The organism is Agromyces indicus, assembly GCF_031432295.1.
GTDB classification, from domain to species: domain Bacteria; phylum Actinomycetota; class Actinomycetes; order Actinomycetales; family Microbacteriaceae; genus Agromyces; species Agromyces indicus.
In genome coordinates this window covers 552522-572061 of the sequence record NZ_JAVKGS010000001.1, presented here as the reverse complement: position 1 = coordinate 572061, position 19540 = coordinate 552522, and the positions used below count along the sequence as shown (strand labels likewise).

Below are 19540 nucleotides of genomic sequence, written 5' to 3'. Positions count from 1 at the left end.
GCCCTCGAGGGGACCGATTCGCGTGGTCGCGGGACGGGATCATCCCTCTGGCAGGTACGGCGCGTACGCCTCCAGGCTACCGTCGCGGACCGGGACCTGGAGGGTGACCTCCTCGCCGCCGGCCGCAAGCGTGATCTCCACGTAGGAGCCGGGGATCTGCTCGACCGTCTGCATCAGGAACTCCTGCTCCTCGAGAGCGACCAGATCGCCCGCGGGTATCTCGACCAGGACCGAGTCGTCGGCGTCACTCAGCTCGACCTCCACGGCGTCGTCTCCGCGGTTGAAGACCGTACCGAGCAGTCGACCCGGCTCGCCCTCGTCGGCCGCGACGATGACGATGCTCCGCGCTGCGACGTCGCCGGCCTCGCCGTTCGCACCGAGCGCGATCGCCTCCAGTTCCTCGGGCGGGAGCGGTTCCTCACCCCCGGTCATCGCGCACCCGGACATCGAGGCGAGGGCCGTGGCGGCCATCAGCGCGGCGGCGGCGCGACGCAGTCGGGTCTTGGGAGACGGGCTGGGGTACGGTGGCGTCGTCATCGGGCGGCCCTCCTTCGGCGGGGTGACGTGCGGTCGGACGATTCCACGCAACCCGGCGACGGCGCGGAGTTCAAGGGGGTTGCTCCTCGCGGGAGTGGAGCGCACCCTGTCAACCCCGGACCGATCGCAGGCCCGGGGCAGCGATCGGTTCTAGCGTGACCTCATGACGGTTTCGGCGACACTGCTCATCCTCGGCGCGGACGGCGACCTCACGAGCCGGCTGCTGCTGCCCGGACTCGGGACACTGCTCGCCGCTCACGACCTCGATCTCGAGGTCGTCGGGTCGGGCCTGCGCGATCTCGACGAGGACACGTGGCGCGGCCTCGTCGCGAGCGCGCTCGGTGCGGTGCCCGAAGGGCGACGGATGCCGCTCCTCGCGTCGACGCGGTACTTCCGCGCCGACGCGACGGACCCGGAGGCGCTCAGCCGACTCCTCGACGAATGCGCCGCGGTGCCGGTGGTCTACTTCGCGCTGCCGCCCGCCGTGACCGCGCGGGTCTGCCTCGCACTCGAGGCGATCGACACCCCCGAAGACCTGCGCCTCGCTCTCGAGAAGCCGTTCGGCACCGACCGGGAGAGCGCCCGGGCGCTCAACGAACTCCTCACCCGCATCGTGCCCGAGCGGCAGGTCTACCGCATCGACCACTTCCTCGGCCGGGCCACGGTACTGAACATCCTCGGCACTCGGTTCGCGAACCGCCTGATCGAGCCCGTCTGGAATCGCGGCGCGATCGAGCGCGTCGAGATCGTCTACGACGAGACGCTCGGACTCGAGGGCCGAGCCGGCTACTACGACCGTGCGGGCGCCCTCGTGGACATGGTGCAGAGCCACCTGCTCGCGGTCCTCGCGCTCGTGGCAATGGAGCCGATCGACCGGGTCGACGAGGTGGCTCTTCGGGACGCCGTGGCCGAGGTCCTGCGCAGGACCGCGGTGCGTGATGACGATCCGGTCACCGCCAGCCGTCGTGCCCGGTACACCGCGGGCGAGGTGGCGGGCCGCGACCTCCCCGGCTACGCGGACGAGCCCGGCGTCGATCCGCGACTCGGCACCGAGACGCTCGCGGAGGTCGTCGTCGAGGTCGATGCCGACCGCTGGCGCGGCGTGCCCTTCGTGCTGCGGTCCGGCAAGGCCCTCGGGCGTGCCCGCAAGGTCGCGCGGGCCGTGTTCCGGCCGGCCGCGCCGATCGACGGCCTCGAGGGGCGGCCGCACTCGGACTGGATCGAGCTCGATCTCCGCTCCGGCGAGGTCGAGGTCGGGCTGACCATGAACGGCGGGGGCGACCCGTTCGTGCTGGAGCAGACCACACTCGTGGCGAAGCAGGTGCCGGGGGCGCTGCTGCCGTACGGCGAGGTGCTGAAGGGCATCCTGAACGACGATCCGACGCTGTCCATCCGCGGGGATGTCGCCGAGGAGTCCTGGCGGATCGTCGAACCCGTGCTGGAGGCCTGGCGCGCGGGCCGGGTGCCGCTGGAGGCGTATCCGGCCGGCTCGACCGGCCCGGACGGGTGGTAGCCGCACCGCAAGGGGTACCGCTCGCGGCATCCTGGGTGTCTACTTGGAGCATGCGAGCCGTCTGGAAAGGGGCGGTCACATTCGGCCTGGTCAATGTGCCCGTCAAGCTGTACAGCGCCACCGAGGACCACGACGTGTCCCTGCACCAGGTGCACGACAAGGACGGCGGGCGGATCCGCTACCAGCGCGTGTGCGAGATCGACGGCGAGGTCGTGCCGTACCAGCACATCGACAAGGCGTACGACGACGGGGACCGCACCGTCATCATCACCGACGAGGACCTGAAGTCGCTGCCCGCCGAGCGCAGCCGCGAGATCGAGGTCGTCGAGTTCGTGCCCACCGAGCAGATCGATCCGATCATGTTCGACCGCAGCTACTACCTCGAGCCCGACTCGGCGTCGAACAAGGCGTACGTGCTGCTGCGCGAGGCGCTCGAGTCCACCGAGCGCACGGCGGTCGTGCGGATGGCGCTGCGGCAGAAGACGCGGCTCGCGGCGCTCCGCGTGTTCGGCGACGTGCTCATGGTGCAGACGCTGCGGTGGAGCGACGAGGTCCGCGAGGCGAAGTTCCCCGCGCTCGACGAGCCCGCGAAGATCACGTCGAAGGAGCTCGAGCTGTCGAAGCAGCTCATCGAGAGCCTCTCGAGCGACTTCGACCCCGAGGAGTTCGTCGACGAGTACCAGCACGAACTCCGCACCCTCATCCAGGCCAAGCTCGAACAGGGCGACGCGATCGACACCGCGGCCACCTTCGGCGAGCAGCCCGAGGAGGAGGGCGGCGAGGTCATCGACCTCATGGAGGCCCTGCGGCAGTCCATCGCCGCGAAGCGCGGGGGCGGAGGCGCCGCCGAGGACGAGGACGCGGAGAAGAAGCCCGCGAAGAAGCCCGCGGCGCGGAAGTCCACCGCCAAGGGCGCCGCCAAGGGCTCGTCGAAGGGCGACGACGAGGAGAAGCCCGCGGCGAAGCGCCGGACGTCGAAGAAGGCGGGCTGACGGCCCGCTCCGGGAGCGTCAACCCCTGTGCCCTCGCGACCGCGCCGACGTAGCGTGGCGCCATGAGCGACAACGACGACATCCTCTCGCGCTTCGCCGCCGGCGAGGGCGAGGACGGCCCGCCGCCGCCCCGCGCGGACACGAGCGGGTCCGGTGACGACATCCCCGGCGCGAACACCAATCCCGACGACGAGCGCACGAGCCCGAGCTCGGAGAACGAGACGGCGGCCAAACAGTCCGACCCCGTCCCCGACCGGGTCGCCGACGACGTCGACGAGTCGCAGATCCGCGCGGTGCCGGGCACCGGTGGCCCCGACGACGCCGGCGACGTCGAGGTCGACCCCGACGAGCTGAACCTGCCCGGTCGGAGCTGAGTCCGACCGGGCCGTTCCGGATCAGCCGAGGAGTCCCGCGGCGACCTCGCGCGCGATCGCGACCGCCTGGCCCTCGTCGTCGGACTGCACCTGGAGCCAGTCCGCGCCCACGACGAGGTCCACCGTGCACGTGTACTCGGTGCATCGCAGGAGCGCGCGGTCGAGTGCAGTGAGCCCCAGCGCCGGGTCGGATCCCGCCGGCACGAGCGCCCCCGCCTCGTCGAGGCGGTCGGCGGCCCAGCGACCGCCGCGGATCCACGAGACGGCGGCCACCGACTCCTCGGTGTCGGGAGCCGTCCACCGGCACCAGCCGTTCCCCGCGATCGACATGGCCTCGGCCCACTCGCTCCAGCCCCCGGCCGACGTGGTGGCGACGAGACCGCTCGTCCCGGTGAGCGACTCGACGGCGGTGGTCGGCACGAGCGCCTCGCACTCCGTCGGGATGGCGGAGTCGGGCTGCGTCGGAGCGGCCGACGGGCTCGCCGCGTCGATCGCGGCGGCCGCGGCATCTGCGACCGCGGCGGCGGCGGCCGAGTCGGCGGCGACCTCCTCACCGAGGCGGCTCTCCGCGGCGATCCAGGCGTCGGCCGTCGCGCGGGTCATCGAGCAGAAGCTCGCCTCGCACCGCTCCCCCGGCTGCGGCATCCCGTACTTCGTCGCGCGGGACGACCAACCGGCATCCGGCATCGGGACCACCGTCACGAGCAGCCCGACGTACGCGGGGTTGGTGCCGAACTGGCTGTTGTTGGGCTCGCCGTTGCTCCACTCGCACGCGAGGCCGCCGATGGCGACGACGGACGTCATGCGCGGAATCGAGGGTCCGGCGCTCGCGGCCGTCGCGAGCGGGTCGGCGGGACCGACCGCATCGCCCATGAGCGCGGCCACGAGGTCCGCCGGGACGAGGTCGTCGCAGTCGAGGTCGTAGCGCGACTCCGGCGCGACCGATCCGGGCACCGGCGTCGGGGCCGGCGTGGCCGTCTCGGTCGGGGGCGGAGCGGCATCCGTCGTCGCTGCAGGTGCGGACGGGAGACCGGCGCACGCGCTCAACGCGAGTGCGCCGACGATGACGACGATGCCGAGCATCGTCGTCGGGCGCCGGGTCATGGTGCGGGCGTCTCCGGAGGAGCGCTCGTGGTGAAGGGTGTCCATGGCCGAACAGTAGGGGGCCGGTCCCGACGTCGTCCTCAGGGGTGCCCCCGAGTCGCGCCGCCCTCCCGATCAGTGCACGAGCAGGACGGCCGCCGACTCGGCGGGCAGCGCCAGCACCCCGTCGGTGGGGACCTCGTCGGCGAGCGCCGGCCCCGTGGTCAGCAGGATGCTCGCGGGTTCGCCGAGTTCGACCTGCCACGCGTCGGGACCGAGGTTCGCCAGCACGACGACGCGTTCGGGGGCGCCGGGCGCGCCGCGTTCCATGCGGAACCGCTTGGTCGCGTCATCCGCCCAGGCGCTCGTGTGGCCGAACGCCGGGTCGGTGAGCTCGGGCCGCGCGCGGCGGAGGGCGATCAGGCGCCGGTGCAGGTCGAGCAGGCGGGCGTGCGCGCCATCCGTCGGCTCGGCCCAGTCGAGCTTCGACCGGCGGAACGTCTCGGGGTCCTGCGGGTCGGGCACGACCGACTCGTCCCAGCCCATGCGCGCGAACTCCGCGATGCGGCCCTCGGCGGTCGCCCGCCCGAGCTCGGGTTCCGGATGCGACGTGAAGAACTGCCACGGCGTCGACGCGCCCCACTCCTCGCCCATGAACAGCATGGGCGTGTACGGCGTCGTGAGGTTCAGGACCGCCGCGATCGCGAGCCGCGGCTCGGACAGGGTCTGCGAGATGCGGTCGCCCGTCGCGCGGTTGCCCACCTGGTCGTGGTCCTGCGTGAACGTGACGAGGCGCCACGTGGGCGTCGCGGGGTCGATGGGGAAGCCGTGGTCGCGGCCCCGGAACGACGAGAAGGTGCCGTCGTGGAAGAACCCGCGCGTCGTCGTCTTCACGAGCGCGTCGAGCGACGCGAAGTCGGCGTAGTACCCCGCCGTCTCGCCCGTGAGCGCGACGTGCATGGCGTGGTGGTGGTCGTCGCTCCACTGCGCGGTGAGGCCGTAGCCGCCGGCGTCGCGCGGGGTGATCAGCTTCGGGTCGTTGAGGTCGGACTCGGCGATGAGCGTGAGCGGCCGGCCGAGCTCGGCCGAGAGCGCGTCAGCGTGCTCCGCCAGCTCCTGCAGGATGTGCCGCTCGGAGCCGTCGCGCAGGGCGTGCACCGCGTCGAGCCGCAGGCCGTCGACGTGGAAGCCGCGCAGCCACATCATCGCGTTGTCGACGATGTAGCGGCGCACCTCGGACTCGTCGAGGTTCACCGAGTCGCCCCAGGTGTTGCGCTCGGCCGCGCGCAGGTAGGGTCCGAACCGCGGCAGGTAGTTTCCGCTCGGGCCGAGGTGGTTGTACACGACGTCCTGGATCACGCCGAGGCCGCGCGCGTGGCACGCGTCGACGAACCGCTGGTAGGCGGCCGGCCCGCCGTACCCCTCGTGGACGGCGTACCAGAGCACGCCGTCGTAGCCCCAGTTGCGGGTGCCGTTGAACGCGTTCACGGGCAACAGCTCGACGAAGTCGACGCCGAGGTCGACGAGGTGGTCGAGGCGGTCGATGGCGGAGTCGAGGGTGCCCTCGGGCGTGTACGTGCCGAGGTGCAGCTCGTAGATCACCCCGCCCGCGAGCTCGCGGCCCGGCCACGCGGCATCCGCCCACTCGTGCGCCCCCAGGTCGACGACCGCGCTGAGGTCGTGGACGCCGCGCGGCTGGCGGCGCGACCGCGGGTCGGGCAGGGCCCGGTCGTCGTCATCGAGGACGAAGCCGTACTCGTCGCCGACGGCGAGGTCGACGTCGGCGCGCCAGTGACCGGCGTCGTCGCGCCGCATCGGCAGGTCGTCGTGGCCGGGCCGGCGGAGCACCACCCGCTGCGGGATGGGCGCCCAGAGCTCCACGGTCATCGGGTCTCCTCGGGTTCGGCGGGGGTGAGCAGGGCCACGGGATAGGTCGCGAGCAGGTCGGCGAGGCGCACCCGGCCGCCGTCGAACCGCCGGCCGGTGAGCGCGTCACGCAGCGGATTCCGCCGCACGAGGACCGCGCTGTCGCCCCAAGCCTCGGGGCCGACGGATGCCACGCGGTCGCCCCCGGCACGCCGGGCGAGGCCGACGGGGAGTCGCGTGGCGACGGTGGTGGCGCCGCCGCGATCGAACGCGACCGCGTGCCGTGCCGCGTCGCCGACCACCTCGAGCGGGGTGTACCTCGTGAACCACTCGGGGCGGTCGCGCCGCAGCCGGAGGGCGCGCGAGGTGACGAGCAGCTTCGCCGCGGCGGTCCCGTCGACGTCCGGCAGCTCCCCCCGCTCGAAGCCGGCGTCGACCTCGTGCAGGAGGCTCCGCCGCAGGTCGAAGTCGACCGGGCGGCGGTTGTCGGGGTCGACGAGGCTCGTCTCCCACAGCTCGCTGCCCTGGTAGACGTCGGGCACGCCGGGCATCGTGAGCTGCAGCAGCTTCGCCGCGAGCGAGTTGGACCAGCCGGCGGGGGCGAGCCACGCCACGAACGCGTCCAGGCGTTCGCGCACGGCCGGCACGTCGAACGCCCGGTCGATGACCTCGTGCATGCGCCGTTCGAACGCCTCGTCGGGCGCGGTCCAGTGCGTCGACACGGATGCCTCGCGCGACGCCTTGTCGGCGTAGGCGTGCGCCCGTTCGCGCTCGAGCGGCCACGCTCCGACGATCGCCTGCCAGAGCAGGGCGTCGAAGGGGCCGTCGCCGGTGGAACCGGCCGTCGCGCGCAGCCCGTCGAGTTCGAGCGACCAGCGTTCCGGGATCTCGGCGAGCACGTCGATGCGGGCGCGGACGTCTTCGCCGCGCTTCGTGTCGTGGGTCGAAAGGGTCGTCATCGAGTCCGGCCACGCCGCGTGCCGCCGCACCTGGCGGGCGTGGAAGGCCGCGACGTCGATCGCGAACTCCGACGGGTCGCCGCCGACCTCGGTGAGCGATCCGAGGCGCGTGAAGCGGTAGAACGCCGTGTCCTCCACGCCCTTCGCCATGACCATGCCACTCGTCTGCTGGAACCGGACGGCGACCGGATGGGTCGGGTCGGCGAGCACGGGCAGCAGCGCATCGACGGATGCCGCGAGGTCGGGCCGGTGCTCGCGCGCGAGCCGCGCGGCCTCGTCGAGGTGCTCGCGGCCGGCCGGGAGGTACGAGCGGTAGACCGGGAAGCACGCCAGGAGCTCCGCGAGCGCGTCGGCGGCATCGGCCGCTCGGGGGTCGGGCAGCATCCGCTCGAGCCGGAGCACCTCGCTGCGGAGGATGCCGTCGGCGATACCGCGCTTGGTGCCGTGGATCAGCTCGTGCCAGTCGGTCGGGCCGTCGATGCCGGTCTCGGCGCGGAGGCGGGCGTCGAGGGCGTCGAGCGCGGCCTCCCCCGCCGGGTCGACCAGGACCCGGTCGACGTCGGCGAGGGCGTCGTAGCCGGTCGTGCCGTCGGTGCGCCAGTGCGGCGGCAACGGCTCGTCGCCCTCGAGGATCTTCTCGACGAGCACGTAGGCGTCGTCGGTCGCGTCGGCCAGTCGGTCGAGGTAGTCCCCCGGCGCGGCCAGTCCGTCGGGGTGATCGACCCGCAGCCCGTCGGCGAGGCCCTCGCGCACCCAGCGGACGATTTCGGCGTGCGTGCCGTCGAACACGTCGGGGCGTTCCACGCGGAGGCCGGCGAGCTCGTTCACCGCGAAGAAGCGCCGGTAGTTGAGTTCGGCGTCGGCGCGCTGCCAGTTCACGAGCTCGTAGTGCTGTCGCCCGTGCACGGTCAGCGCGTCGGCGCCGTCATCGGCCGAGCCGGGCGCGAGCGGGAACCGGTGCTCGAAGTACCGCAGCTCGCCGTGCTCCACCCGCAGGTCGCCCGCGGCGGCCGCCTCCTCGACCGTGCCGCCGAGCACCGGCAGGCGCACCCGGCCGCCCGTCAGCGCCCAGTCGACGTCGAACGTGTCGGCGTGGGGCGACTCGGGCCCGTGCTGCAGCAGGCTCCACCAGGCCGGGTTCTGCGCGGCATCCGCGACGCCCACGTGGTTCGGGACGATGTCGACCAGGATGCCGCGGCCGCGAGCGTGCGCGGCATCCGCCACCGCCTCGAGGCCCGCCTCGCCGCCGCGCGCCGGGTCGACCCGGTCGTGCGCGACGACGTCGTAGCCGTGGTCGGAGCCCGCGCGCGAGGGCAGGATCGGCGACAGGTAGACCCAGTCGGCGCCGAGGGCGTCGAGGTAGTCGACGACGGATGCCGCGTCGTGCAGGTCGAACGACGGCCTCACCTGCAGCCGGTACGTCGAGCGCGGCGCGCGCCGCGGCGCCCGGCTCACGCGCCGGCCTCGGCCTTCGGGGGCGACCCCTCGCTGGTGGCGGCACCGGCCATCGCCGACAGCGACGCCGCGACCGAGTGGTCGACCTCGTCCGGCTCCGGGTCGCGCTGGCAGAGCACCATCATCGACCGCTGCTCGAGCGCGATCGCCTCGCCCGGCTCGATCGGCCCCGCATCGGCCCGCTTGCCGGCGGTGTCGATGACGACCTCCCACTCCGGCGAGAACTCGTGCATCGGGATCCGGAACTCGACCGTGTCGTCGTGGGCGTTGAAGAGCACGATGAAGTGGCGGTCGACGATCCGTTCGCCGCGCCGGTCGCGCTCGCGGATCCCCTCGCCGTTCAGGAACACCCCGATGGCCTTGCCGAACCCGGCATCCCAGTCCTCGGGCTCCATGGTCGAGCCGTCGGGACGCAGCCAGACGATGTCGGGCACGGGGTCGCCCTCGCCGCGCCGGACGGGCCGGCCGTCGAAGAACCGGCTGCGCCGGAACGTCGGGTGCTCGGCGCGGAGCTTCGCGACCGCCGCGGTGAACTCGACCAGCGGCTGGTCGGCGTGCTCCCAGTCGATCCAGCTCAGCTCGTTGTCCTGCGCGTACACGTTGTTGTTGCCCTGCTGGGTTCGCCCGAGCTCGTCGCCGTGCAGGAGCATCGGCACGCCCTGCGACAGCAGCAGCGTCGTGATGAGGTTGCGCTGCTGCCGCGCGCGGAGGGTGAGGATCTCGGGATCGTCGGTCGGCCCCTCGACGCCGAGGTTGTACGACCGGTTGTGCGATTCGCCGTCGTTGTTGTCCTCGCCGTTGGCCTCGTTGTGCTTCTCGTTGTACGAGACGAGGTCGCGCAGCGTGAACCCGTCGTGCGCGGTGACGAAGTTGATGGATGCCACGGGTCGGCGCCCCGAGTGCTCGTACAGGTCGGCGGAGCCGGTGAACCGCGAGGCGAACTCCCCGAGGGTGGCGGGTTCGCCGCGCCAGAAGTCGCGCACGGTGTCGCGGTACTTGCCGTTCCACTCGGTCCACTGCGGCGGGAAGTTGCCCACCTGGTATCCGCCGGGACCGACGTCCCACGGCTCGGCGATGAGCTTGACCTGCGAGACCACCGGGTCCTGCTGCACGAGCTCGAAGAAGGTCGACAGCTTGTCGACCTCGTAGAACTCGCGGGCGAGGGTCGAGGCGAGGTCGAAGCGGAAGCCGTCGACGTGCATCTCGAGCACCCAGTAGCGCAGCGAGTCCATGATCAGCTGCAGCGAGTGCGGGTGGCCGACGTTCAGCGAGTTGCCGGTGCCGGTGTAGTCCATGTAGTACCGCTTGTCGTCGTCGACGAGGCGGTAGTAGGCGGCGTTGTCGATGCCGCGCATCGAGAGGGTCGGGCCGAGGTGGTTGCCCTCGGCGGTGTGGTTGTAGACCACGTCGAGGATGACCTCGATGCCCGCCGCGTGGAGCGACTTCACCATCCCCTTGAACTCCTGCACCTGCTCGCCGCGCTGCCCGGTCGAGGCGTAGGCGTTGTGCGGCGCGAAGAACGCGATGGTGTTGTAGCCCCAGTAGTTCGACAGGCCCTTCTCCTGGAGGGTGCCGTCGTTCACGAACTGGTGCACCGGCATCAGCTCGATCGCCGTCACGCCGATCTTGACGAGGTGGTCGATGACGGCGGGGTGCCCGATGCCGGCGTACGTGCCGCGGAGCTCGTCGGGGATGCCGGGGAGCGTCTCGGTGAGGCCCTTCACGTGCGCCTCGTAGATGAAGGATGCGGCGTACGGGGTGCGCGGGTGACGGTCGCCGGTCCAGTCGAAGAACGGGTTGGTCACGACGCCGAGCATCATGCTCTTCGCGGAGTCGTCGTCGTTGCGCTTCTCGGGCTTGCCGAACTGGTACCCGAACAGGGACTGGTTCCAGTCCAGCTCGCCGTCGACCGCCTTGGCGTAGGGGTCGAGCAGCAGCTTGTTCGGGTTGCAGCGCAGCCCCTGGCCGGGGTCGTTCGGTCCGTGCACGCGGTAGCCGTACCGCTGGCCGGGCTGCACCTGCGGGAGGTAGGCGTGCCAGATGTAGGCGTCGACATCGATGAGCTCGACCCGCGTCTCGCGACGGCGGTCGTCGAACAGGCACAGTTCGACCTTCTCGGCGACCTCGCTGAAGAGCGCGAAGTTCGTGCCGTTGCCGTCGAACGTCGCCCCCAGCGGGTAGGTGGAACCGGGCCAGGTGTGCATGCATCCCCCAACGGTCAGCTTCAGGTCATCGTAGGCGCCAGCGCGCGGTGCATCGTACGGCGCCGAAACCGGATGATCCGGTTCGGGCAGCGCCGAGACGACGGGACGGCGCGGGCCGGGTGTCGATGCGGTATCGCACCCGGCCCGCGCCGGTCGTGGTTCGCGGATCGGCTAGCGGTCCTCGCCGCAGACGGCCGTGACCTCGCCGGCCGCCTCCTGGACGGCGGTCTGGCGCTCGGCGAGCTCCTCCGGGTCCTGCTCGATCGCGGTGACCGACGGGTCATCCTCGGTCGGTGCCTCCGTGAGGCCGCCCGCGTACTCGCCGACCGCGTCGAGCTCGCTCTTGAAGTCCTCGACGGCGGACTTCAGGTCGTCGTCGTCGCCCGCCTCCTCGACGGCGGCGTCGACCCGCGACTGCGCGTCGCTCAGGTAGGACTCGATCTCGTCGGTCGACGACGCGGATGCGAGCGTGTTCTGCACGCCGTTCGAGACGTCGCGCACCTCGCTCGCGACCGTGGTGCAGGTGTCGCCGCTCGAGCCGGCGGTGTCTCCGCCGCCCTCGGCTGCGCAACCCGACAGGGCCAGGGCACCGGCGAAGACCAGTGCGGCAGGCATGGCGATGCGTCGCATGCGTATTCCTCCGTGTTCTCGTGAAACAGATGGAGTCTACTCAGCGGCACCGACAGGGCCCGGGGGGTTGCGCCCGACGGCCCCGAGCCGTGCGGATACGACGAAGGCCGCCCCTCGGGGCGGCCTCTCATCGAGCGGAGACGGCGGGATTTGAACCCGCGGTCCCCTTACGGGGACTCCACCTTAGCAGGGTGGTGCACTCGACCGGACTATGCGACGTCTCCATGCGCGAACCCGAAGGCGCACGCGACTGCCATCATAACCGGCATCCGCTGCGTTGGCGATTCGGGCACGGATGCCGCGTGGCGGCCTACTGGTCGGCGAGCGTGCGACCGGCCGAGCAGCGGGTCTCGGCGGCGGTCTGGCCGGTGACGTCGGAGGGCAGGGCCTGCTCGGCGGGCTCGGGCGCGGCCGCGCCGGTCTCGCCCGTCTCGGCCTCACCCGTCGCCGCGTCACCGGTCTCGGTCGCGGTCTCGGGCGCAGCCTCGGGCGCGGGCGCGTTCGGGTCGCCGACCGACGCGTACGAGTTGTCCTCGAGCGCGGTCGGGTCGAGCACGATCGGCACGTCCTGCTGGAGGGCGAGGTTGACGGCCTCGGCCGAGTCGGTCGGCATCACCGCGCTCCAGTCCTCGGAGTATGCGGTCGGGTACTGCACGAACGCGATCTTGGCGAGGTCGATGTCCTTCGCCGCCTTGGCGATCGAGACCATCTTGGTCGGTTCGGCGAGCGAGTTGGACAGCTGCATGTTGTCGAGCGCCGCCTTGGCGATCGAGTACATCTTCGCCGGATCGGTGAGCGTGCCGTTCGACTGCAGCTCGCGGGCGAGCGCCGACATGAAGACCTGCTGGTTGGAGATGCGGCCGAGGTCGGACCCGTCGCCGACGCCGTAGCGCGTGCGGAGGAACTGCAGCGCCTGCAGGCCCTTCAGCTCGTGCGAGCCGGCAGCGAGGTAGAGGTCGGTGTGCTCGTCCTCGATGGGCTCCGCCACGCACACCTCGACACCGCCGACGGCCTCCGAGATGGCCGCCGCGCCCATGAACTGCACGATGCCGGCGAACGGCACCGTGACGCCGGTCAGGTCCTCGACGGTCTTCACGACGCACGGCATCCCGCCGTAGTCGAGCACCGAGTTGAGCTTGACGCCGTACTGCTCCCACAGTTCCTCACCCGTCTCGGGGTCGGTGCAGCCCGCGGGCACGTCGACGAGCATGTCGCGCGGGAAGCTCACGACGGACGCGTGCGTGTGGTCCTGCGAGATGTGGAGCAGCAGGTTGACGTCGTTGAGCACGCTCGTCTCGAGGTCGGGGTCGCCGAATCCGTCGCCCTGGCCCTCGCGGCTGTCGCTGCCGATGATGAGCAGGTTCACGCCGCCCTCGATGGCGCCGACGTCGGGGATGCCGTCGAGTGCCGACTCGTTGCCGAGCTCGATCGTCGGCTTGGCGGTCGCGGCGAGGTCGAACGCGGCGTACGCGGCGACGGCCGTGCCCGAGGCGAGGACGACGGCGAGCACCGAGGCGGTCGCCTTCGCGACCGTGCCCCAGACGCCGTTCCGGCGCAGACGGCCGTGGCGGGCGATCGCCGGCGCGTCGTCGGCGCCACGAGTGGTTCGCGGGCGGCTCACTCCGGGGATCTCCTCTCGGCTCGTCGAAGTCGTTGCTGATCAGGGTCTCGTAGTGCGGAGGGCGTGGGATTCGAACCCACGAGGCATTGCTGCCCACCGGTTTTCAAGACCGGCTCCATCGGCCGCTCGGACAGCCCTCCTCGCCGCGCATCGGCGCCCGCTGGGCGGTGCCGAGTGGCGGACAGGCCCCGATTCTAGCCGACGCGCACTTCCGAAAGCCTGCCACGGCGTGCCTGTGGGAGCGCTGAAACGGATGGCGCGCCGCGCCGATCCGGTCGGATCAGCCGGGATTCGCCGTGGCGCAGCGCTCCTCGGCCGCGGTGAGGCCGGTCACGTCCTGCGGCAGCTGCTCCGCGGCGGGCACGGTCGCGGGAACCGTGGGCACGGGCGTGTCGACGGGGTCCGATGCGGGCGGCTGGTTCGCGGCATCCGTCGGCGGCGCGTTCGGGTCGGCCGTGCCGTACGACGCCTCGCTCGTGGCGTTCGGGTCGAACACCACGGGTTCGTCCTGCTGCAGCGCCCGGTTCACGATGTCGGCGGACGACGTCGGCTCGACGGCCGAGAAGTCCCATGTGTAGGCGGTCGGGTACTGGATGAAGGCGATCTTCTCGAGGTCGACGTCGGCGAGCGTGCGCGCGACCGAGATGAGCCGGCCCGGGTCCTGCAGGGACGTCGACAGCGTCATGTTCTGCAGGACGGCCTGCGCGATGCCGTAGAGCTTGACCGGGTCTCGGAGCGTGCCGCTCGACTGCAGGGTCCGGGCCAGCGACGCCAGGAAGGTCTGCTGCACCGAGATGCGGCCGAGGTCGCTGCCGTCGCCGACGCCGTGGCGGGTGCGGAGGAAGGCCAGCGCGTCGTAGCCGGAGATCGTGTGGCGCCCGGCGTCGAGCTTGAGCCCGGAGCGCGGGTCGTCGATCGGGTCGACGAGGCACACCTCGACGCCGCCGACCGCCTCGGACAGCGCCGCCACGCCCTTGAACTGCACGATGCCGCCGACGGGGATGGTGATGCCCGTGAGCTGCTCGACGGTCTTCGCCACGCAGGGCAGGCCGCCCCAGGAGAGCACCTGGTTGAGCTTCACGTCGTAGCCCGCGGGGAGCGTGCTCGAGGCGTCGGCCGGGTCGGTGCACTCGGGCACGTCGACCAGCATGTCGCGCGGGAAGCTCACCACCTCGACGTGCGAGTGGTCCTGGGAGATGTGCAGCAGCATCGTGACGTCGTTGAGCTCGGCCGAATCGATCTCGGGGTCGCCGAACGACCCGTCGGCGGGTCGCTTGTCGCTGCCGACGAGGAGGAAGTTGAGGCCGCCCTCCATCGCGCCGATGTCGGGCACGTCGGCGAGGATCTCCTCGCTCTCGAACACGACGCCGGGCTGCACGCCGCGCACCAGGTTGCCGACGGCGTACGCGCCCACCGCCGTCGCGCTCACGGCGACCACGGCGACCGCGGCGCCGACGACCTTCGCGACCGTGCGCACCGTCGAACGACGGGTGAGACGCCCGTGACGGGCCGGCGGCACGTCGGCCTCGCCGAGCACCGGGGTGCCGGTGTGCGTCCGCGAGGGCGCGGGCGGCACGGGCGTGTCGATCAGCCCGTCACCGGCGGGCGCATCGGGCGCGGGCGCATCGTCGATCGGCGCATCGTCGGTCGCCGTATCGGTCTCGGGCGCATCCGTCGCCGCGTCGCCGTTCGTCGCCGGCGCCGCGCCGTCGCGTTCCGCATCACGCGGACCCGGATCCTCATCGCCCATTCGCGTGTCCCCCACCGTCGATCCTACTCGCGGCGGGGCGGCACGGCCGTCAGGGCAGGGAGTCGAGAACCGCCGCGAGTCCGGCGTCGTCGATCGTGCCGGTCGCCTCGCTCGCGGCCGCCAGCACCTCGTCGGGCGCCTGCCCCATGGCCACGGCGCGGCCCGCCGCCTTCGCCCAGTGGAACATCTCGATGTCGTTGCGTCCGTCGCCGACCGCGATGACCCGGCGCAGGGGCACGTCGAGCCAGCCGCGCACGCGCTCGAGCGCCGTCGCCTTGTTCACGCCGTCGGGGGCGATGTCGAGCCAGGCCGTCCAGCCGACGGCGTAGCTGACGTGGTTGAGGCCCATCTCGTCGACGATCTCGAAGAACTCGTCGAGCTCGTGGTCGATCGACGTCGCGACGACGCGGATGGCGGGCTGGCCGAGCAGTTCGTCGAACTCGACCTTGCGGGCGCGCTCGAGGTTCCAGTCGGTCATGCCCTCGGTGAAGAGCCGGTAGCCGTCGGCCAGCTCGACGAGGAAGCGGCCGCTCGGCAGGACCTCGCGGATCTGCCGCAGCACCGGCGTGGCGTCGAACGTCTCGACGTGCGCCTGCACCCAGCCGTCGGGCGAAGAGGGGTCGCGCCGCATGGTCATGGCGCCGTTCGCGCACACCACGTACTCCGGGTCGAGCTCGAGGTGCTCGAGCACGGGCCTCGTGGTCGACCACGAGCGGCCGGTCGCGAGGGTGACGCGGTGGCCGCGGGCGACGGCGGATGCCACGGAGTCGGCCACGCGCGCGTCGATCGACTCGTCCTCGTGCATGATCGTGCCGTCGACATCGAGCGCCACGAACCAGCGGTCGGCCTCGGTCGCGGGGGCGGGGACGACTCGTCGATCCGCGCTGCGCGGCATCCGCTCGCTCATCGCTCGACGGGGCGGAGCACCTCGAGGCCGCCGAGGTAGCTGCGGAGGGCCTCGGGCACGACGACCGAGCCGTCCTCCTGCTGGTGCGTCTCGAGGATCGCGACGATCCACCGGGTCGTGGCGAGCGTGCCGTTGAGGGTCGCGACGGGCGCCGTCTTCCCGCTCTCGGTGCGGTGGCGGATGTCGAGGCGCCGGGCCTGGAACGTCGTGCAGTTCGACGTGGAGGTGAGCTCGCGGTACGCCTGCTGCGTCGGCACCCAGGCCTCGACGTCGAACTTCCGCGCCGCGCTCGAGCCGAGGTCACCGGCGGCGACGTCGATCACGCGGTACGCCAGGCCGAGCGCCTGCAGCATCTCCTCCTGCCATCCGAGGAGCCGCTCGTGCTCGACCTCGGCGTCGGCCGGGTCGACGTAGGAGAACATCTCGAGCTTGTCGAACTGGTGGACCCGGATGATGCCGCGCGTGTCCTTGCCGTGGCTGCCCGCCTCGCGGCGATAGCAGGTCGACCAGCCGGCGTAGCGGATGGGGCCGTTCGACAGGTCGAGGATCTCGTCGGCGTGGTACCCGGCGAGCGCGACCTCGCTCGTGCCCGTGAGGTAGAGGTCGTCGGCCGGCAGGTGGTAGACCTCCTCGGCGTGCGCGCCGAGGAAGCCGGTGCCCCGCATGATCTCGGGCCGGACGAGCGTGGGCGTGATGAGCGGGGTGAAGCCGTTCGCGACCGCCTTGTCGAGTCCCATGTTCATGAGCCCGAGCTGAAGGCGGGCACCCACGCCCTTGAGGAAGTGGAAGCGCGCGCCCGACACCTTGGCGCCGCGGGCCATGTCGATGCCGTCGAGAAGCTCGCCGATCTCGAGGTGGTCGCGCGGCTCGAAGCCGAACGCGGGGATCTGGCCCACCTCGCGCAGGATGTCGAAGTCCTCCTCGCCGCCGGCCGGCACGCCCTCGATGACGACGTTGCCGATGCGCTGGACGGCCGCACCGAAGGCCTCCTCGGCGGCGCTCGCGTCGGCGTTGGCCTGCTTGACCTTCGCCGCGAGCTCCTGCGCCTGCGCGACCAGGGCGGCCTTCTCCTCCTTCGGCGCCTTCGCGACCTGCTTGCCGAACGCGTTCTGCTCGGCGCGGAGGGTCTCGAACGACGCGATGGCGGCGCGGCGCGCGGCATCCGCGGCCACCGCCTCGTCGACGAGGGCGGCAGACTCGCCGCGCGCCTCCTGCGAGCGCTTGACCAGGTCTGGGTTCTCGCGGAGCAGCAGCGGGTCGATCACCCGTGCAAGTGTAGTCGCGGCATCCGGCGGCACCCCGCGCGGTCAAGCCCCAGGCGCGAAGACGGTCGCACGACTCGCTCGCGGCGACCATGCCCTAGATTCAACCCATGAGGGCTGGCGACGAACAGGTGACGGATGCCGCGGGCGGCAGCAAGCGCGCCGCGGTGATCTTCAACCCGATCAAGGAGGGCGTGGAGGAACTGCGCGCCGTGGTGACCGAGGTCGAGCGCGAGCACGGCTTCGGCCCCACCCTGTGGCTCGAGACGACACCGGAGGACCCGGGCACCGGGCAGGCGCGGGAGGCCGTCGAGGAGGGCGTCGACCTCGTCATCGCCGCCGGCGGCGACGGCACGGTGCGTGCGGCCGTCGAGGGCCTCGAGGACTCGGGCATCCCGGTCGGGCTGATCCCGCTCGGGACCGGCAACCTCTTCGCCCGCAACCTCGACATCCCGGTGAACGACATCCCCGCCGCGGCCGCACTCGCGTTCACGGGCGTCGATCGCGCCGTCGACGTCCTCCGTGCACGCGTGCGGCGACCCGACGGCACCACCGACACCGAGGTCTCGCTCGTCATGAGCGGCATCGGGTTCGACGCCGCGATGATCGCCAACACCGACCCCGACCTGAAGAAGCGCGTCGGCTGGCTGGCGTACGTCGACGCGGGCATCCGCGCCATCCCGAACTCGGCGCCGTTCCGCGTGGCGCACCGCATGGACGACGGCCGCACGCACCGGTCGCGCGTGGCCAGCGTGCTCATCGCCAACCTGGGATACCTCCCCGGCAACATCGAGCTCATCCCCGAGGCGGCCATCGACGACGGCCGGCTCGACGTCGTCCGCCTGCAGCCGCGCAACGTGTGGGGCTGGCTCATGGTGTGGCGGAAGGTCGCGTGGGAGAACCGTGTGCTGCGCAAGACCGCGCTCGGCCGCCAGCTCATCGACCTGACCGGCGGCAACAAGCGTCGCGAGGTGGTCTACGCCAGCGGTCGCACGGTCGACATCGTGATCGACGGCGAGGCGCAGGAGTTCGAGATCGACGGCGAGGAGATGGGCCAGATCACCGCGGCCCGCTTCGCGATCGACCCGAAGGCGCTCGTCGTCCGCGTCGCCGAGCAGACCGCCGAGCGGGCGTCCGAGGAGGCCACGGAACGCGCCACCGAGAAGTCGGCCGCGGGCGAGCCGCCGGCCGACGAGGAACTCGACAGCGAACTCGACGAGGCGGAGCTGGAGGCGGCCGAGGCCGCCGCCGAGGAGGCGGTCGCGACCCAGCCCGTGTCCGGCGAGATCTCGACCGCGGAGATCGCCGCGGCCGACGTGGCGGCGTCCGAGCGGGACGAGGTCGAGCGGTAGCTGCCGGTCAGCCGGCGCGGCCGCGGGACCCCCCGCGTCAGTCCTCCTCGGGCTCGCCGCTCAGGATGCCGCGCAGCCAGTCGCGCGCCTCGATGAAGATGTCGTCCTCGTACTTCGAGTGGTACTGCGCCTCGCGCCGGTCGGCCCGGGCGTACGAGCCGAGGAAGATGACCTTCGGGCTGAAGCGGCGGAGGCCGAGCAGCGCGTCGGCGACCCGCTCGTCCTCCACGTGGCCTTCGAGGTCGACGACGAACCGGTACCGGCCCATCTCGTCGCCGATCGGACGGGACTGCAGCAGCGACAGGTTGACGCCGCGCGTCGAGAACTGCTCGAGCATCGCGAGCAGCGAACCGGGCTCGTCGTCCGGCAGCTCGACGATGAGGCTCGTCTTGTCGGCGCCCGTGCGCGGGGCGATCCGGCGCGACCGGCTCACGAGCACGAATCGGGTCATGGCGTTCGGGTTGTCGCCGATCGACTCGGCGAGCACGTCGACGTCGAGGTGGTCGACGATGCCGGGCGGGGCGACCGCGGCATCCGCCAGACCGTTCTCGAAGAGGGATGCCGCGGCCTGCACGTTGCTCGTCGCCGGGATGTGGCCGTGATCTGGCAGGTGGCGCTCGAGCCAGCCCCGCGACTGCGCGTAGGCGACCGGGTGCGCGTTGACGACGCGGACCTCGTCGAGCCGCGTGCCGGGGCGCGCGACGAGCACGAAATTGACCGGCACGAGGTACTCGCCCACGATGCGCAGCCCCGGCACGGTCGCGAGCGCGTCCTGGGTGGCGGTCACGCCGCCGTCGACGGAGTTCTCGATCGCGATCATCGCGGCGGTCGAGCGCCCGGCGAGCACGTCGGCGAGCGCCTCCCCGACGTTGTTGACGCTGCGCCAGTGCTTGCCGGCGGCCTCGGGCACCTGCTTGAGCGCGGCCTCGGTGAAGGTGCCGGCCGGGCCCAGGTACGAGTACGTCTCGTCGGGTCGTGGCGTCGCGGCATCCGTCATGCGCCCAGCCTACGGCGCACGCTTTTCTCAGGAGTTCT

At 72.0% G+C, this 19540-nt stretch carries 15 protein-coding genes and 2 tRNA genes; 4 read left to right on the top strand and 13 right to left on the bottom strand.

Annotation, left to right across the window (positions count from 1 at the left end):
* Positions 1–39: 39 nt before the first annotated feature.
* Positions 40–537, bottom strand: a complete 498-nt coding sequence (locus tag RH861_RS02715) for a hypothetical protein (protein ID WP_310519640.1) — start codon at positions 535–537, stop codon at positions 40–42.
* Positions 538–700: 163 nt separating this feature from the next.
* On the opposite strand from RH861_RS02715, the gene RH861_RS02710 reads away from it, so the two are divergent.
* The 3 genes from RH861_RS02710 to RH861_RS02700 all read left to right on the top strand — a co-directional run bounded on the left by RH861_RS02710 (position 701) and on the right by RH861_RS02700 (position 3416).
* The gene (locus tag RH861_RS02710) at positions 701–2050 is read left to right on the top strand and encodes a glucose-6-phosphate dehydrogenase (RefSeq protein WP_310519639.1); all 1350 of its coding nucleotides are present in this window, start codon (positions 701–703) and stop codon (positions 2048–2050) included.
* A 50-nt stretch (positions 2051–2100) separates the two neighbouring features.
* Positions 2101–3042 (top strand): non-homologous end joining protein Ku, encoded by a 942-nt coding sequence (ku, locus tag RH861_RS02705; protein WP_310519638.1) that lies wholly within the window; start codon positions 2101–2103, stop codon positions 3040–3042.
* A gap of 62 nt (positions 3043–3104) precedes the next feature.
* A complete protein-coding gene (locus RH861_RS02700; protein ID WP_248597943.1) occupies positions 3105–3416 on the top strand; it encodes a hypothetical protein in 312 nt (103 codons plus the stop codon).
* A gap of 21 nt (positions 3417–3437) precedes the next feature.
* On the opposite strand, the gene RH861_RS02695 is transcribed toward RH861_RS02700, so the two are convergent.
* From RH861_RS02695 to serS, 11 genes are all read right to left on the bottom strand, one after another.
* Entirely contained in the window at positions 3438–4565 is a 1128-nt protein-coding gene (locus tag RH861_RS02695) for a hypothetical protein (protein ID WP_310519637.1), read from the bottom strand.
* A gap of 69 nt (positions 4566–4634) precedes the next feature.
* A complete protein-coding gene (gene treZ / locus RH861_RS02690; protein ID WP_310519636.1) occupies positions 4635–6386 on the bottom strand; it encodes a malto-oligosyltrehalose trehalohydrolase in 1752 nt (583 codons plus the stop codon).
* Positions 6383–8779, bottom strand: a complete 2397-nt coding sequence (gene treY, locus RH861_RS02685; RefSeq protein ID WP_310519635.1) for a malto-oligosyltrehalose synthase — start codon at positions 8777–8779, stop codon at positions 6383–6385. The genes treZ and treY overlap by 4 nt, the downstream gene beginning before the upstream one ends.
* Positions 8776–10983, bottom strand: coding sequence for a glycogen debranching protein GlgX (gene glgX / locus RH861_RS02680; RefSeq protein ID WP_310519634.1), 2208 nt, complete (start codon positions 10981–10983; stop codon positions 8776–8778). Before glgX ends, treY begins: the two co-directional genes overlap by 4 nt.
* A 171-nt stretch (positions 10984–11154) precedes the next feature.
* Entirely contained in the window at positions 11155–11613 is a 459-nt protein-coding gene (locus RH861_RS02675; RefSeq protein ID WP_310519633.1) for a hypothetical protein, read from the bottom strand.
* A gap of 135 nt (positions 11614–11748) precedes the next feature.
* A tRNA-Ser gene (locus RH861_RS02670) sits at positions 11749–11837 on the bottom strand.
* An 86-nt stretch (positions 11838–11923) separates the two neighbouring features.
* Positions 11924–13234 (bottom strand): LCP family protein, encoded by a 1311-nt coding sequence (locus RH861_RS02665; protein ID WP_310519632.1) that lies wholly within the window; start codon positions 13232–13234, stop codon positions 11924–11926.
* Positions 13235–13289: 55 nt separating this feature from the next.
* Positions 13290–13374: transfer RNA gene (locus RH861_RS02660), tRNA-Ser, on the bottom strand.
* Between the two features lie 140 nt (positions 13375–13514).
* Positions 13515–14999, bottom strand: coding sequence for an LCP family protein (locus RH861_RS02655; RefSeq protein WP_310519631.1), 1485 nt, complete (start codon positions 14997–14999; stop codon positions 13515–13517).
* 34 nt (positions 15000–15033) lie between these two features.
* Positions 15034–15879 (bottom strand): HAD family hydrolase, encoded by an 846-nt coding sequence (locus RH861_RS02650; protein ID WP_310519630.1) that lies wholly within the window; start codon positions 15877–15879, stop codon positions 15034–15036.
* 8 nt (positions 15880–15887) lie between these two features.
* The gene (gene serS, locus RH861_RS02645) at positions 15888–17156 is read right to left on the bottom strand and encodes a serine--tRNA ligase (RefSeq protein ID WP_310519629.1); all 1269 of its coding nucleotides are present in this window, start codon (positions 17154–17156) and stop codon (positions 15888–15890) included.
* A gap of 107 nt (positions 17157–17263) precedes the next feature.
* On the opposite strand from serS, the gene RH861_RS02640 reads away from it, so the two are divergent.
* Positions 17264–18505: a diacylglycerol/lipid kinase family protein gene (locus tag RH861_RS02640; protein WP_310519628.1), complete on the top strand. Its 1242-nt coding sequence runs from the start codon at positions 17264–17266 to the stop codon at positions 18503–18505.
* A gap of 37 nt (positions 18506–18542) precedes the next feature.
* On the opposite strand, the gene pheA is transcribed toward RH861_RS02640, so the two are convergent.
* The gene (gene pheA / locus RH861_RS02635; RefSeq protein WP_310519627.1) at positions 18543–19502 is read right to left on the bottom strand and encodes a prephenate dehydratase; all 960 of its coding nucleotides are present in this window, start codon (positions 19500–19502) and stop codon (positions 18543–18545) included.
* Positions 19503–19540: the final 38 nt, after the last annotated feature.

Bases quoted from the DNA above. Each gene is read 5' to 3' on its own strand.
- RH861_RS02650 (WP_310519630.1), bottom strand. From the start codon at position 15,879: ATGCCGCGCAGCGCGGATCGACGAGTCGTCCCCGCCCCCGCGACCGAG.
- RH861_RS02675 (WP_310519633.1), bottom strand. From the start codon at position 11,613: ATGCGACGCATCGCCATGCCTGCCGCACTGGTCTTCGCCGGTGCCCTG.
- treZ (WP_310519636.1), bottom strand. From the start codon at position 6,386: ATGACCGTGGAGCTCTGGGCGCCCATCCCGCAGCGGGTGGTGCTCCGC.
- RH861_RS02640 (WP_310519628.1), top strand. From the start codon at position 17,264: ATGAGGGCTGGCGACGAACAGGTGACGGATGCCGCGGGCGGCAGCAAG.
- RH861_RS02695 (WP_310519637.1), bottom strand. From the start codon at position 4,565: ATGGACACCCTTCACCACGAGCGCTCCTCCGGAGACGCCCGCACCATG.
- RH861_RS02700 (WP_248597943.1), top strand. From the start codon at position 3,105: ATGAGCGACAACGACGACATCCTCTCGCGCTTCGCCGCCGGCGAGGGC.
- RH861_RS02710 (WP_310519639.1), top strand. From the start codon at position 701: ATGACGGTTTCGGCGACACTGCTCATCCTCGGCGCGGACGGCGACCTC.
- ku (WP_310519638.1), top strand. From the start codon at position 2,101: ATGCGAGCCGTCTGGAAAGGGGCGGTCACATTCGGCCTGGTCAATGTG.
- pheA (WP_310519627.1), bottom strand. From the start codon at position 19,502: ATGACGGATGCCGCGACGCCACGACCCGACGAGACGTACTCGTACCTG.
- RH861_RS02715 (WP_310519640.1), bottom strand. From the start codon at position 537: ATGACGACGCCACCGTACCCCAGCCCGTCTCCCAAGACCCGACTGCGT.
- glgX (WP_310519634.1), bottom strand. From the start codon at position 10,983: ATGCACACCTGGCCCGGTTCCACCTACCCGCTGGGGGCGACGTTCGAC.